This window comes from Kitasatospora papulosa (assembly GCF_000717245.1).
GTDB classification, from domain to species: domain Bacteria; phylum Actinomycetota; class Actinomycetes; order Streptomycetales; family Streptomycetaceae; genus Streptomyces; species Streptomyces papulosus.
The window spans coordinates 158,615-172,411 of sequence record NZ_JNYQ01000002.1; the positions used below are offsets into that span (position 1 = coordinate 158,615).

General features: G+C 69.1%; 11 protein-coding genes, 1 tRNA gene and 1 pseudogene. 6 read left to right on the plus strand and 7 right to left on the minus strand.

Annotated elements, in window-relative coordinates:
- Positions 1 to 183 precede the first annotated feature (183 nt).
- Positions 184 to 2,418 (plus strand): transglycosylase domain-containing protein, encoded by a 2,235-nt coding sequence (locus IA22_RS0106190; protein WP_030122956.1) that lies wholly within the window; start codon positions 184 to 186, stop codon positions 2,416 to 2,418.
- Positions 2,419 to 2,502: 84 nt separating this feature from the next.
- On the opposite strand, the gene IA22_RS0106195 is transcribed toward IA22_RS0106190, so the two are convergent.
- A complete protein-coding gene (locus IA22_RS0106195; protein ID WP_030122957.1) occupies positions 2,503 to 2,967 on the minus strand; it encodes a GatB/YqeY domain-containing protein in 465 nt (154 codons plus the stop codon).
- Between the two features lie 79 nt (positions 2,968 to 3,046).
- Here IA22_RS0106195 and IA22_RS0106200 point away from each other — a divergent pair, with 79 nt between their 5' ends.
- A complete protein-coding gene (locus IA22_RS0106200; RefSeq protein WP_014155440.1) occupies positions 3,047 to 3,985 on the plus strand; it encodes a metallophosphoesterase in 939 nt (312 codons plus the stop codon).
- A gap of 120 nt (positions 3,986 to 4,105) precedes the next feature.
- Positions 4,106 to 4,179, plus strand: a tRNA-Pro gene (locus tag IA22_RS0106205).
- 361 nt (positions 4,180 to 4,540) lie between these two features.
- Here IA22_RS0106205 and IA22_RS0106210 read toward each other — a convergent pair.
- The 3 genes and pseudogenes from IA22_RS0106210 to IA22_RS0106220 form a co-directional block, all read right to left on the minus strand.
- Complete coding sequence (locus tag IA22_RS0106210; protein ID WP_030122958.1) at positions 4,541 to 5,659, minus strand: 4-oxalomesaconate tautomerase; 1,119 nt, start codon at positions 5,657 to 5,659, stop codon at positions 4,541 to 4,543.
- 113 nt (positions 5,660 to 5,772) lie between these two features.
- Positions 5,773 to 6,419 (minus strand): annotated as a pseudogene (locus tag IA22_RS33980) (GntR family transcriptional regulator).
- Positions 6,420 to 6,596: 177 nt separating this feature from the next.
- A complete protein-coding gene (locus IA22_RS0106220; protein ID WP_014155437.1) occupies positions 6,597 to 7,154 on the minus strand; it encodes an NAD(P)H-dependent oxidoreductase in 558 nt (185 codons plus the stop codon).
- 116 nt (positions 7,155 to 7,270) lie between these two features.
- On the opposite strand from IA22_RS0106220, the gene IA22_RS0106225 reads away from it, so the two are divergent.
- Complete coding sequence (locus IA22_RS0106225) at positions 7,271 to 7,924, plus strand: TetR/AcrR family transcriptional regulator (protein WP_030122959.1); 654 nt, start codon at positions 7,271 to 7,273, stop codon at positions 7,922 to 7,924.
- 9 nt (positions 7,925 to 7,933) lie between these two features.
- Here IA22_RS0106225 and IA22_RS0106230 read toward each other — a convergent pair whose 3' ends face one another.
- Positions 7,934 to 9,142, minus strand: a complete 1,209-nt coding sequence (locus tag IA22_RS0106230; RefSeq protein ID WP_014155435.1) for a damage-control phosphatase ARMT1 family protein — start codon at positions 9,140 to 9,142, stop codon at positions 7,934 to 7,936.
- Between the two features lie 174 nt (positions 9,143 to 9,316).
- On the opposite strand from IA22_RS0106230, the gene htpG reads away from it, so the two are divergent.
- Both htpG and IA22_RS0106240 read left to right on the plus strand, forming a co-directional pair.
- Positions 9,317 to 11,230: a molecular chaperone HtpG gene (gene htpG, locus IA22_RS0106235; RefSeq protein WP_015577761.1), complete on the plus strand. Its 1,914-nt coding sequence runs from the start codon at positions 9,317 to 9,319 to the stop codon at positions 11,228 to 11,230.
- Between the two features lie 359 nt (positions 11,231 to 11,589).
- Positions 11,590 to 12,384: an SGNH/GDSL hydrolase family protein gene (locus IA22_RS0106240; protein WP_015577763.1), complete on the plus strand. Its 795-nt coding sequence runs from the start codon at positions 11,590 to 11,592 to the stop codon at positions 12,382 to 12,384.
- 101 nt (positions 12,385 to 12,485) lie between these two features.
- Here IA22_RS0106240 and IA22_RS0106245 read toward each other — a convergent pair whose 3' ends face one another.
- Positions 12,486 to 12,905: a nuclear transport factor 2 family protein gene (locus IA22_RS0106245; RefSeq protein ID WP_078494715.1), complete on the minus strand. Its 420-nt coding sequence runs from the start codon at positions 12,903 to 12,905 to the stop codon at positions 12,486 to 12,488.
- 52 nt (positions 12,906 to 12,957) lie between these two features.
- The gene (locus tag IA22_RS0106250; protein ID WP_030122961.1) at positions 12,958 to 13,794 is read right to left on the minus strand and encodes a class I SAM-dependent methyltransferase; all 837 of its coding nucleotides are present in this window, start codon (positions 13,792 to 13,794) and stop codon (positions 12,958 to 12,960) included.
- Between the last annotated feature and the right edge of the window lie 3 nt (positions 13,795 to 13,797).

Here is a 13,797-nt window from a genome sequence, read left to right on the forward strand (position 1 = left end):
CCCCATACGCAACGGACATTCAATGACGTACAAGGCGAATTCGGGAACGCCTTGACGCTTGGCTGAATTCCGCTGAGAGCCCTGCAGAGGGGTTGATACACAATCGGACTGCTGTGACAGTTGAGAGCAGCTTAGGCCAAGGCCTGTACGTGTGTCCGGCGAATGAGAACGTAGGCTGCCCCCATGCCAAAGAAGCGCTCAGGCGGGGGTCTGACGACGACCCAGCAGGCCGCCAAGTTCCTCGGTGTCGCCGCGCTCTCCGGAGCTGTGCTGGCGGGCATCGCGCTGCCGGCCGCCGGCGCACTCGGGCTCGCGGCCAAGGGAACGGTCGAGGGATTCGACGAGATCCCCTCCAACCTCAAGACCCCGCCGCTGAGCCAGCGGACCACGATCCTGGACAACGAGGGCGGCGCGATCGCCACGGTCTACTCGCGTGACCGCACCGTCGTCCCGCTCAAGAACATCTCGCCGTACATGCAGGACGCGATCGTCGCGATCGAGGACTCGCGCTTCTACGAGCACGGCGCGATCGACCTCAAGGGCATCCTGCGCGCGATGAACCGCAACGTGCAGGAGGGCGGCGCCGCGCAGGGTGCCTCGACCCTCACCCAGCAGTACGTGAAGAACGTCTTCGTCGAGGAGGCGGGCGACGACCCGGAGAAGGTCGCCGAAGCCACCCAGCAGACCATCGGCCGCAAGGTCCGGGAGCTGAAGTACGCGATCCAGGTCGAGGAAGAACTCGGCAAGAAGAAGATCCTGGAGAACTACCTCAACATCACCTTCTTCGGGCAGCAGGCCTACGGCGTCGAGGCGGCGTCGCAGCGCTACTTCTCCAAGCACGCCAAGGACCTGAAGCTGGAGGAGGCCGCCATGCTGGCCGGCCTCGTGCAGTCGCCGACCCGCTACGACCCGGTCAACGACGCGGAGGAGGCGACCAAGCGCCGCAACACCGTGCTGACGCGCATGGCCGCCGTCGGCAGCATCTCCCAGGGCGAGGCCGACAAGGCCATCGCCACCCCCATCAAGCTGAAGGTCAGCAAGCCGAAGAACGGCTGCATCACGGCCGTCAGCGGCGCCGGGTTCTTCTGCGACTACGTGCGCAAGACCATCCTGTCCGACACCGCCTTCGGGAAGACCGCGGAGGACCGGACCAAGCTGTGGAACCTCGGCGGCCTGACCATCAGGACCACCTTGTCGCCGCGCGCCCAGCAGGCGGCCAACGAGGCGGCGACGTCGAAGGTCAACAAGGACGACAAGGTCGCCGCGTCGGTGGTCCAGGTCGAGCCCGGCACCGGCAAGATCCTCTCGATGGGCCAGTCCCGCCCGTACGGCCTCGACCAGACCCAGCACGAGACGGTGCTCAACCTCGCCGTCAGCAACGAGCTGGGCGGCAGCACCTACGGCTTCCAGGTCGGTTCGACGTTCAAGCCGATCACGGCCGCGGCGGCACTGGAGAAGGGCATCGACCCGGCGCAGAGCTACAGCTCCGACTGGAAGATCTCGGTGCCCATGAACTCCTACCGCAACTGCGCGGGTTCGCCCGTCGGAAGCGGGAACTGGGACCTCCAGAACGAGCTGGAGTCCGAGAAGGGCGCCTACGACATGACGAGCGCGCTCGGCAAGTCGATCAACACCTACTTCGCCAAGCTGGAGCAGCAGGCCGGACTCTGCGAGACGGTCACCATGGCGAAGAAGCTCGGCTACGAGCGCGGTGACGGCAAGCCCCTCTCGGACAACCACCCCTCGATCACCCTGGGCGGCACGGAGAGCACCCCGCTCGGCATGGCCTCCACGTACGCGGCGTTCGCCAACCGCGGCACCTTCTGCACGCCGATCGCCATCGAGGCCATCAAGGACGCGAACGGCAAGAAGGTCGACGTGCCCAAGTCCTCGTGCTCGCGGGCGATGAGCGAGAAGACGGCCGACACCATCAACCAGATGCTCAAGGGCGTCGTGGAGGACGGAACCGGCACCCAGGCGGGCCTGATGGACCGCGACAACGCGGGCAAGACCGGTACCACCAACGACCGCGTGGACGCCTGGTTCGTCGGTTACACGCCGAACCTGTCCACGGCCGTGTGGGTGGGTGCGGACGTCGGCAAGAAGGTGCCGATGTACAACATCACCATCGGTGGCCAGTACTACGACAAGGTCTGCGGCGGCTGTCTCCCCGGTCCCATCTGGAAGACGGCGATGACCGGCGCGCTGAGCGCCTCGGAGACCCCTTCCTTCAACCCGATCTCGGTGCCGCGCGCCAAGGAGAAGGAGAAGGACAAGGGCCGTGGCGACAACAACGGCGGCGGCAACGAGGACTCCGACGCCGACCCCATCGGCGGCATCACCATCCCGCCCGGCTTCATCGGCGGGAACAACGGCGGCGGCAACGACGGCGGCCGGAACGGCCGCAACGGCCCCTGACCGTCCGGGACGCACGACCACGTCATGAAAGGAGGAGGGGCGCCCCGGTCCGGGGCGCCCCTCCTCCTTCGTGTGTACGGCCCCTCAGCCGGCGAGCAGCCTCTTCACCGCGGCGGCGACCCTGCCTCCGTCGGCGAGCCCGGCCACCTTCGGGTTGACGATCTTCATGACGGCGCCCATGGCCCGCGGCCCCTCGGCACCCGCGCCCTTCGCCTCCTGGACGGCCTGCGCGACGATCACGTCCAGCTCGTCGTCGGTCAGCTGCTTGGGCAGGTAGGTGTCCAGCAGTTCGCCCTCCGCCCGCTCACGCTCGGCCTGCTCCGTCCGGCCGCCCTGGGCGAAGGCCTCGGCCGCCTCGCGACGCTTCTTCGCCTCCTTGGCGATCACCTTCTGGACCTCGTCGTCGGAGAGCTCGCGCGACGTCGTGCCGCTGACCTCCTCCTTGGTGATCGCGGTCAGGGTGAGCCTGAGGGTGGACGAGGTGAGCTCGTCACGCGCCTTCATGGCCGTGGTGAGGTCTTCCTTGAGCTTGGACTTGAGCGTGGTCATGGGGAGATTGTGACAGGTACGGAGCACCTGCCGCCCTCCTGTTTTCGTCCCACCGCACCGTTTCTGCGACGATGGGCCCATGCGCGCACGCTACGGAGTACCCCTGAAAGTCACGGCAGTCGGCGCAGCGGTCGGCGCCGCCGGCCTCGTGTACGCGGCCGGATTCGAGGCCCGCTCGTTCCGCCTCCGCCGGATCACCATTCCTGTACTCCCGCACGGGGCACGCCCGTTGCGTGTGCTCCAGGTCTCCGACATCCACATGGTGAGCGGCCAGCGCAAGAAGCGCGCCTGGCTGCAGTCGCTGGCGGGCCTGCGCCCGGACTTCGTGGTGAACACGGGCGACAACCTCTCCGACCCGGAAGCCGTGCCGGAGCTGCTCGACGCGCTCGGCCCGCTGATGGAGTTCCCCGGGGTCTATGTCTTCGGCTCGAACGACTACTACGGGCCGAAGCTCCGCAACCCGGTCCGCTACCTCCTGGAGAAGACCCAGGGCAAGCACGGGCTCAACGGGAACGCCCCGGCCGTCGACGTCGTCCACAACCCGTGGGAGCCGATGCGGGACGCCTTCGACGAGGCCGGCTGGCTGAACCTCTCCAACACCCGGGGCCGGATCAAGGCGGACGGGCTCGAGATCGCCTTCACGGGCCTGGACGACCCCCACATCAAGCGGGACCGCTACGCCGAGGTCGCCGGTGGGCCCGAGACGGGCGCGGACCTGTCGATCGGGGTGGTCCACGCTCCGTACCTGCGCTCCCTGGACGCCTTCACGGCGGACGGCTACCCGCTGATCCTGGCCGGTCACACCCACGGCGGGCAGCTCTGCATCCCCTTCTACGGCGCCCTGGTCACCAACTGCGACCTGGACACCGACCGGGTGAAGGGCCTCTCCGGGCACACGGTCGGCGAACAGCGCTCCTACCTCCACGTCTCCGCGGGCTGCGGCACGAACCGCTACACCCCCGTCCGCTTCGCCTGCCCGCCCGAGGCGACCCTGCTGACGCTGACGCCGCGGGACTGATCCCTCCGCCTCGATCCGGCCGGAGCCCGGTCCCCTGCCCCCGCTCCGCACAAAACCGGATTTCGCCTCCGGGCGCGGGTGGGCTAAAGTAATCGATGTCGCCGGGAGACCGGTGGGCATCGGGGTGTAGCGCAGCTTGGCAGCGCGCTTCGTTCGGGACGAAGAGGTCGTGGGTTCAAATCCCGCCACCCCGACAGCTGAAACACCAGGTCAGAGGCCAGGTCCTAAATTCAGGACCTGGCCTCTGTCGTTTCCGGAGGTTGAGGCCCCGAGCCGTCCGGCGGGGCTGCCTCTCAGCCCGCCCCGGAGAGCGGCCGGGCCGTGTCCTTGCCCGTGGAGCCCTTGAGGGACGGCAGGCCGGTCAGTCCGATGAAGACCAGCGAGAAGACACCCGCCGCCGCGAAGACCGTGAAGCCTGTTGTGGTCGAGCCGGTCGCGAGCAGTTGGCCGCCGAGCCAGGGGCCGAAGAGGCGAGGGCAGCCGCTGGGAGACGCCGTGGACCAGCAGGAGCCCGCCGAAGGAGGCCACGGTTCCGCATGGCCGACACGGGCGATGTCACCGGGAGGGGGAGTCGTCTGCGGCTCCTGACGGGGAGGGGGCGGATGTCGGAGCTGTCCGATCGGACCGGGGGTAGACGGTGCCGTCGAAGATCCTTCGTGCGGTCCGCACCACCGCGGTACGCCTGACGACGGGCGAACCGTCCGTACCGGCCTCGACGCCTGCCTCGATGTCGAGGAACCCGGTGGGGTGTTCGATGCGCAGCCGGTCACCGTGGGCGGGCAGCCGGGCGACGCCCTCGGCGACGCTGCCCGCGATGCGCAGCCCGGCGGCGACACCCGCGGCGCCGAGGACCCCGATGGAGGTGTGGCAGCGGTGCGGGATGAAGGTACGGGTCGTCACGGCGCCGTCGTCCACGGGCGGGGCCAGCAGGCTGAGCTTGGGCACGGTGGTGTCGCGGACGTCGCCGAGCCCCATGAGAGGGCCGGCCTCCAGCCGGATCCCTTCGAGTCGGTCGCGCAGCGCGGTGTCCGCCTCCAGCTCCTGCGGTGTCTCGTAACCCGTGAGACCGAGCGACCGCGCCGGGATGAGCACGGTGGGCATGCCGTTGTCGACGCAGGTCACCGTCGTGCCGGCGACGTCCTCCCGTGCCCGGCCGGTGGGCAGCAACGGAGCCGCGCTCCGCGCGAACTCGATCACCACCGGTGCGGCGGTCCCGGGCACCCCGGAGATCCGGGCCGCCCCCGTGTAGTCGACGCACCCGCCAGGAGTGGGGAACGTCGCGGTGGCCAGGTCGCCGGTGTTGACCATCCGGATGCGTACCGAGGTGTGCCCGTCCTCGGCGGGGACCAGGCCGCGCTCCACGGCGAAGGGGCCGACGCCGGCGAGCAGGTTGCCGCAGTTCTGGCGGTCGGAGACCTCCGCGCCGTCGACGGCGACCTGGAGGAAGAGGTAGTCGACGTCGACGTCCGGGTCGTCCGGCACGGAGACGACCGCGACCTTGCTGGTGAGCGGGTGCGCGCCGCCCAGGCCGTCGATCTGGCGCGGGTCGGGGCTGCCCATGATCCGCAGCAGCAGGCCGTCGCGGGCCGTCGGGTCCCGAGGCAGGTCGCTGGCCAGGAAATAGGCGCCCTTGGACGTGCCGCCCCGCATCAGGAGGCAGCGGACGCCGCTCATACCGGCCGCTCCGTGACGCGCGCCGTATCGGTTGTCATGACTGAGCTCTCCTTGCTGGACAGGGCTACGGACCCACCAGCGGGACGCGCAGGACATCGATCAGGCGCCGCACGTCACCCGCGCAGTGCCTCGACCACGCTCGCCAGGTGGGAGCGGACGGCCGACTCGGCCGCCTGCGGATCCCTGGCCCTGATCGCGTCGATCACGGCCAGGTGTTCACTCAGGGACTGCTGAGCGCGTCCGGGCCTCAGGGCGAGCCGGAACCTGTGACGCACCAGCTGAGCGTTCAGCCGCTCCAGGAGGGACACGGCCGTCTGCTGACCGGAGAACTCCCTGACCATGGCGTGAAGTCGGTGATTGAGGTCGGAGTAGAGCATCGGATCGCCGTCGGCGACGGCCTTGGTCATGGCCTCGCCGACCTCCGCGAGCCGGTCAAGGCGCTCGTCGTCGGCCACGACGGCCGCCTTGGCCGCGCAGAGGCCCTCCAGGGCCATCCGGCACTCGGTGATGGCGACGGCTTCGTCGACGGTCACCACGCGCACCCTGGATCCGCGGTTATCCGCTCGACCAGCCCCTCCGCCTCCAGTTCGATCAGCGCCGCCCTGACGCCGGCCCGTGTCACACCGAACTGCTCGGCGAGATCGTTCTCCACCAGCCGCTGGGCCGGCACCATCTCACCGCGCAGAATCGCCTGCCTCAGCCGGGTCAGAGCCAGCTGCCTGGCCTGCTCCCCACTGATCGGACCGGCTTGCTTCGGCATCATTGCCCCCTGAGTGAGTGCCTGTCGAACGTAAATCCAGGGGCACAGGATTGTCAACGATTCTGTTTTGCATATTGCTGATACTTGGAGCCTCCCCCAGCGCCCCGGCCGTGAACGCGCGTGAGCCCGGTCCCCCTTCGAGAAGAGGGACCGGGCTCACAAGCGTCAGGCAGACGGTCAGGCGGCGACCGTGGTGCCCTCGACGACCTGGCGGAGCACCTCGGTCAGCGAGGTGACGACCTCGGCGTCGTCCGCCGGGTGGAGCTCGGCGAAGCGGGTCACGGAGCCGGGGATGGAGAGCTTGACGTCCGCGAGGACGGCTCCGCCGGCGATGCCGGCGGCCTTACGGGCGTCGTCCTGGGCCCACACGCCACCGAACTGGCCGAAGGCGGTGCCGACCACGGCGACCGGCTTGGCGGTGAGCGCGCCGGCGCCGTACGGGCGGGACAGCCAGTCGATGGCGTTCTTCAGCACGGCCGGCATGGTGCCGTTGTACTCGGGCGAGAACAGCAGGAACGCGTCGGAGCCGCCGGCCACGGCGCGCAGCTCCGCGGCCGCGGCCGGGACGCTCCCCTCGACGTCGATGTCCTCGTTGTAGAACGGGAGATCGGCGAGCCCCTCGAACAGCTCGACCTCGACACCCTCGGGCGCGTGCTTGGCTGCGGCCTCGGCGAGCTGACGGTTGTGGGAGCCGGCGCGGAGGCTGCCGACGAGGGCGAGGATGCGTACAGACATGGGGGAAGCTCCCGGGAGACGGAGAGTGCAGAGGTAGCGGACCACGGTCCGTTTAAAGTTGTACCACCTAAACGGACCGTGGTCCACTTATGGCCGTCCGGGGCTACCCTGAAGCCATGACCGCTCCCCTTTCCCCGCCGCCCGGGCCACCCGACCCCGGGGAGGCGCGCACGAGCCTCACGCTCGCCGCCGCCGACGGGCCGGAGGCGCTGAGGGCGGACGCGGCCCGCAATCGGGTGCTCCTGCTGGACGCCGCCTCGCGCCTCCTGGCCGACTGCGGGGCGGCCGACCTGACCATGGAATCCGTGGCCGCGGCCGCCGGGGTCGGCAAGGGCACCGTCTTCCGGCGCTTCAAGGACCGGACCGGCCTGCTCATCGCGCTGCTCGACCACCGGGAGTCCCTGCTGCAGGCCGCCTTCCTCTCGGGGCCGCCCCCCATGGGTCCCGACGCCCCGGCAGCCGAGCGTCTGCATGCCTTCGGCCCCGCCGTGATGCGCCACGAACGCGATCACCACGAGCTGATCCTGGCGTCCCGCACCGACCCGCTGCGCACCTTCTCCGTCCCCGCACAGCGTCTGAGACTCAGCCATGTCACCCTGCTGCTGCGCCAGGCGCACGCGGCCGGCCGGCCGGATCTGCTCGCGCACACCCTGCTGGGTTCGATCGACGCCCCCCTCGTCCACCATCTGACGTGCGAACGCGGCATGCCGGTCGAGCGGTTGGAGGAGGGCTGGCACGACCTGCTCATCCGCTACGGGGTGGAGCACTGACGGCGGCGCCTAGGGCCGCACCTGGATCAGGGCGTGCGTGCCGCTGGTACGCCACGCGTGACCGGACCGCTCCAGTTCCTCGAGGGCCCGCGGCTCCAGCCCCACGACGACATCGGACTTGAGCGTCCGCAGCGCTGCGACGGGCCCGGGGAAGTACGCCGTGAGCTCCGTGAACGACGTGGTCCCGGGCCACAGCCGGTCACCCACCAGGCGCCGGTAGTTGAGGTCGCCCTTCAGGATCGTGAGCGCCGCCGAAGCGAGTTCCTCCCTCAGATCCCCGGGCATCCGTCCGTACGGGAACGGGGCGCAGAAGAACGCGTGGGCACGCACGTCGAGGCGTCCGGCACCCATGGCCTCCCGGATCCGCCCGCCGATGGCGCCCGCCTCACCGGAAGCTCCGGCCAGCCGCCGCACACAGTCGGCGACATCGGCCGTCATGGCGTCGGAGACGTAGTACGGGCCGGGTTTCACATGCAGCACCACCCGGTCGGCGTGGCCGTGCCGGAGCAGGTGGTCGACGAGGACGAGATCGGGGATCAGCTCGCGCCCGGTGTTGTCGGCGATCACGGCGACGGTGGCACGGGCCCCCGGCGGCAGGAGGCTCCACAGCGCCGCGCCGTCGTCGGCGACCAGGCCGCCGGCCGGCGTTCCGCCCGCCGGTTCGGGTGCGCCCCCCGGCCCGCGGAAGCCGAGGTCGGCCCGGTTGCCCCAGAGCGAGGCGTGGAGGAGCGCGGACGCCCGCTCGGCCGCGGGCAGGTGGACGAGGTCGTCCAGGGCCCGGAGTTCCTCCTCGACCGTGCCACCACTCAGTTCGGCGCGCTTGAACGGGGCGAAGGGGTCGACGCCCCGCCACGGCCCCTCGCCGAAGTAGCCGACCGCGTCCAGGAGTCTGCGGTAGAAGTAGCTCTCACCCCAGAGGAACGGGGTGTCGAACCACGGGCGTCCGAGGTGCTCGCGCCCCCACTCCAGCCAGAGGTCGCGGTCGGGACTCCCGTGGTCGAGTGGCTCGACGACGCCGTGGGCGATCTCGTGCAGCAGGGCGTCCAGGGCCCGGAGCTGCCGCGGGCCGTACGGGAAGGCGTCGCGCACCTGCTGGATCAACGCGGGGTGGCGCTCCGCCATGACGCTCCGGGCGAAGCTGCCCGGCTCCCGGAACGTGATCACAGGGGGGAGGCCGGGGCCCTGCCCGGTCTCGTCAGCCGTTCGCGTATCGCCCATGCGCCCAGTCTGCCCGGTGGGAGGGCACGCGTCGTGCGGCGGTGCGCGTGTCCGTCGAGGGCGGGACACCGGACGGCCAACGGCCCTGGCGGAACCGGCACATGAACGGCCCGGGCCGTGGCTACGATATACAGCGACTCAGATGACTTACCCCAGGAAAGGGACCCCGCACCCATGCCGGCCGAGACATTCGAGTTTCAGGTAGAAGCGCGCCAGCTCCTGCAGATGATGATCCATTCGATTTACTCGAACAAGGACGTATTCCTGCGTGAGCTCATTTCCAATTCCTCTGACGCGTTGGACAAGCTGCGACTTGAGACTCTCCGTGACGACTCGCTCCAGGCGGACACGTCCGACCTCCATATCGCCATCGAGGCCGACCAGGAGAAGCGCACACTGACCGTGCGCGACAACGGCATCGGAATGTCGCACGACGAGGTCGTGCAGCTGATCGGGACGATCGCAAATTCCGGTACGGCGAAATTCCTCCAGGAACTGAAGGACGCCAAGGACGCCACCGCTTCCGAGGAGCTCATCGGACAGTTCGGTGTCGGGTTCTATTCGAGCTTCATGGTCGCCGACGAGGTCACCCTGCTGACCCGGCGAACGGGCGAGAACACCGGTACGCGCTGGCAGTCCAGCGGTGAGGGCACCTACACCGTCGAGTCCGTCGAGGACGCGCCGCAGGGCACCTCGGTCACCCTGCGGCTCAAGCCCGAGGACACCGAGGACAAGCTCTTCGACTACACCTCTCCCTGGAAGATCAGGGAAATCGTCAAGCGGTACTCGGACTTCATCACCTGGCCCATCCGCATGGCGGCGACAGGTGCCGAGGAGGGCGAGGAGCCCGGGACCGAGACGGTCAACTCGATGAAGGCCCTGTGGGCCCGGTCGAAGGACTCCGTGACCGATGAGGAGTACAGCGAGCTGTACAAGCACATCAGTCACGACTGGACCGACCCGCTCGAAACCATCCGCATGCAGGCGGAGGGGACGTTCGAATACCAGGCACTGCTGTTCCTGCCGTCCCACGCGCCGCAGGACCTGTTCATGCAGGACCACAAGCGCGGAGTGCAGCTCTATGTGAAGCGCGTGTTCATCATGGACGACTGCGAAGCGCTCATGCCGACGTATCTGCGCTTCGTGAAGGGCGTGGTCGACGCCCAGGACCTCTCGCTCAACGTGTCACGCGAGATCCTGCAGCAGGACCGCCAGATCGAGATGATGCGGCGCCGGCTGGTCAAGAAGGTGCTCTCGACGGTCAAGGACATGCGGTCCGGCAGCCCCGAGAAGTACGACACCTTCTGGAAGGAATTCGGCCGCGTCCTCAAGGAGGGCCTGTTCCAGGACTTCGAGAACCGCGACGCGATCCTGGAGATCTCCTCGTTCGCCTCGACCCAGGACGAGGAGGGGCTGACCACCCTGCGCTCGTACGTCGAGCGGATGAAGGAGGGCCAGGAGCAGATCTACTACATGACCGGCGAGTCGCGCGCGGCCATGGAGAGCTCTCCTCACATGGAGGCCTTCCGCGCCAAGGGCTTCGAGGTCCTGCTGCTCACCGACCCCGTCGACGAGGTCTGGGTCCAGTCCGTCCCCGAGTTCGACGGCAAGCCTCTCCAGTCCATCTCCAAGGGCGAGGTCGACCTGGACACCGACGAGGAGAAGAAGGAGGTCGAGGCCGAGCGCGAGAAGCAGCAGCAGGACTACGCCGGTCTGCTGACCTGGATGACGGAGCAGCTCGGCGACACCGTGAAGGAGGTGCGTCTCTCCTCGCGGCTCACCGTCTCGCCCGCCTGCATCGTCTCGGACACGCACGATGTCACTCCGGCGCTGGAGAACATGTACCGCGCCATGGGCCAGGAGGTGCCGCAGATCAAGCGCATCCTCGAACTCAACCCCTCGCACGCCCTCATCAGCGGACTGAAGAAGGCGTACACCGAGCGGAAGGACGAGGAGGGCGCCGGGACCGAACTCGCGGAGACGGCCGAGCTCGTCCACGGGCTGGCGCTGCTCTCCGACGGCGGCGAGCTGAGTGACCCCTCGCGCTTCAGCAGGCTGATGGCGGACCGCCTGGAGCGCACGCTCTGACGTCTCCCGCCCTCCCTGCACCGCGGCCGCCAGGCTTCCTGGCGGCCGCGGTCGCATGCGGCGCCGAAGGGCTCGGAGGCGGTACGAGGACGGCCGGTGCCCGAACATCCGAACAGACGGTGTTCCCCTCAAGGTGACGCAGAGGAGTCGTGCGGGCCGTCTTCATGCCCCGTAACTTCACCGTTTCGAGGGCCTGTCGGAGGTTTATCTACGCGCGGAGCATCGACGACCGAACGATCCTTCGGGCATATCAGACGACTTTTCGCGCGGCCATTACCGCCGGGTACCGGAAGCTGCTAAAAACGTGCTCGCCCCACGAACTTCCCCCTCGTCCCCCACATTTCGAAGGGCTGGCAGCCATGTCAGTACGAACCTTCCGGGCGTCCGTCTTCACCCTCGCGATCGCCGCAGTGGCCGCGCTCGGCGTCGCACAACCGGCATCCGCCGCCGGCGAGAACTATGTCGCTCTCGGTGACTCCTACTCCTCCGGAGTGGGCGCCGGGAGCTACACGTCGGAGAGCGGCGACTGCAAGCGCAGCACCAACGCCTACCCCTACCTCTGGAAGAACGCGAACGCCCCGTCGTCGTTCGCGTTCGTCGCCTGTTCGGGCGCCACGACGGCCTCCGTGTCCAGCGGCCAGCTGGGCGCGCTCAGTTCGTCGACCACGCTCGTCAGCGTCACGGCGGGAGGCAACGACGTCGGGTTCGCGGACGTCATGCAGACATGCGTCCTGCAGAGCGAGGCAACCTGTGTGAGCCGGGTGAACACGGCGGTCTCCGCGATCCAGAACTCGCTGCCGGGCAAGCTCGACTCCCTCTACACGGGCATCCGTTCGCGGGCTCCGCAGGCCCATGTGGTGGTGCTCGGATACCCCCGCTTCTACAAGCTGTCGGGTACCTGCATCGCCGGCCTCACCGAGGCCGAGCGGGGAGCGATCAACAACGCCTCGGACGTGCTCAACGGGGTGCTGGCCAAGCGGGCGGCCAACTCGGGGTTCACCTTCTCCAGCGTCGTGGACGAGTTCACCGGGCACGAGCTCTGCTCGGGTGACGCGTGGATCCACAGCGTGTCCATCCCGGTCACCAACTCGTACCACCCGAAGGCGATCGGGCAGTCGGGCGGCTATCTGCCGGCCTTCCGCTCCGCGGCGTAGCGCGCGTAGAACCGGCGCGCCCGGGCGGACACGGCGGCACCACCGGCCCGACCGGAGGTGCCGCCGTACGGCGGGCAGGCGCCGGGAAGCAGATCCCGGGCTCAGTAGCGCTCGACCAGGTGCTCACGGCCTGCGGGAGGCTCGCAGGACTCGGGCCAGAAGTCCGTGACCCCGTCGATCCTGCCGTCCTCGTCGAAGGTGAAGAAGTGGATGGCGTGCGTCTCCTCCGACCCGAGGGTGACCAGCGTCCTGGCGGCGGCCTGGCGCCCCTCCCCGTCGGTCACGATCCGCTCGATCCGGACCTGCCGGGCCCCCGGGTGCTCCCGGTTGAACCGGACGTAGCGCTCCTTGCCGAGTATGCGCTCGCGGCTCTGCGGCAGCTCGTACACCACGTCGTCGGCGAGGGTGGCGGCGAAGGCGGCCCAGTCCCGCGCCCCGGCCGCGGCCCAGTACGCCTCCACAGCGACCCGCTCCCGAGCCGCCCACCACGCCACACCCGTGCCACCACTCGTCCCAGTCATGCCACCGAGTGTGGCGCCCGCCACTGACATCCGCGGTGACGCCGGGCCTCAATCAGCCTCTGACCTGCCGCGACGCCTTGATCGAGTACATCATCGGGATGCGCGGACGGTCCGACGGGAACCGGTAGTACCCGTCTCCTCCTCGCTTCAGCACCTGGTACCGCGGGAAGAGGGACGCGTCGTGCTCGTGCAGGAACTCGATCCGCAGTCCCGCCGCCGCGAGCGCCGAGACCACCTCGCCCACCGGGTGCTGCCACTCGACGCTGCGGTTGTGGACGGTCACGGCGTCGAGGTCGGCATAGGTGCCGGGCGAATCGTCCACCCATGCCTCCCTGCTGAAGTAGTCGTACGTGACCGTCGAGCCCGTCTCGTCGTCCAGGCAGTCGGTGAACGGATGGAACTCGGCGAGGTAGAGAAATCCTCCGGGTGCCACCAGCGAGGCGGCGACCTCGGCCCAACGCGTGACGTCCGGTAGCCAGTTCAGTGCGCCGAGCCCGGTGTAGACGATGTCGTACGACGAGTCCGGGACCGCCTGGGCCGCGTCGTACACGTCGGCCCCGACGAAAGCCGCACGGTCCGCCGGGAGCTCCAGCGAGCGGGCCAGGCCGCGAGCCGTCTCGACGGCCGGCCCGGAGAAGTCGAGGCCCACGACGTGGGCCGCTCCGTGGCGGGCCCAGGACAGGGTGTCCAGTCCGATGTGGCACTGGAGGTGCAGCAGTGTCCGGCCGGTCACGTCACCGACCTCCGCCAGCTCGAAGTCACGCAGGGCGTCCCGGCCGGCCAGGAAGGCGTCCAGACCGTAGAAGTCACCGGCCGCGTGGATGGGCACACGCTCGTCCCAGCGCGCGCGGTTGATCTCGTGCCAGTCCTCAGGTGTCGGTGCGTACATGCG

Coding starts and splice junctions, on each gene's coding strand:
- IA22_RS0106190 (WP_030122956.1), top strand. CDS start 184: ATGCCAAAGAAGCGCTCAGGCGGGGGTCTGACGACGACCCAGCAGGCC.
- IA22_RS0106195 (WP_030122957.1), bottom strand. CDS start 2,967: ATGACCACGCTCAAGTCCAAGCTCAAGGAAGACCTCACCACGGCCATG.
- IA22_RS0106200 (WP_014155440.1), top strand. CDS start 3,047: ATGCGCGCACGCTACGGAGTACCCCTGAAAGTCACGGCAGTCGGCGCA.
- IA22_RS0106210 (WP_030122958.1), bottom strand. CDS start 5,659: ATGAGCGGCGTCCGCTGCCTCCTGATGCGGGGCGGCACGTCCAAGGGC.
- IA22_RS0106220 (WP_014155437.1), bottom strand. CDS start 7,154: ATGTCTGTACGCATCCTCGCCCTCGTCGGCAGCCTCCGCGCCGGCTCC.
- IA22_RS0106225 (WP_030122959.1), top strand. CDS start 7,271: ATGACCGCTCCCCTTTCCCCGCCGCCCGGGCCACCCGACCCCGGGGAG.
- IA22_RS0106230 (WP_014155435.1), bottom strand. CDS start 9,142: ATGGGCGATACGCGAACGGCTGACGAGACCGGGCAGGGCCCCGGCCTC.
- htpG (WP_015577761.1), top strand. CDS start 9,317: ATGCCGGCCGAGACATTCGAGTTTCAGGTAGAAGCGCGCCAGCTCCTG.
- IA22_RS0106240 (WP_015577763.1), top strand. CDS start 11,590: ATGTCAGTACGAACCTTCCGGGCGTCCGTCTTCACCCTCGCGATCGCC.
- IA22_RS0106245 (WP_078494715.1), bottom strand. CDS start 12,905: ATGACTGGGACGAGTGGTGGCACGGGTGTGGCGTGGTGGGCGGCTCGG.
- IA22_RS0106250 (WP_030122961.1), bottom strand. CDS start 13,794: ATGTACGCACCGACACCTGAGGACTGGCACGAGATCAACCGCGCGCGC.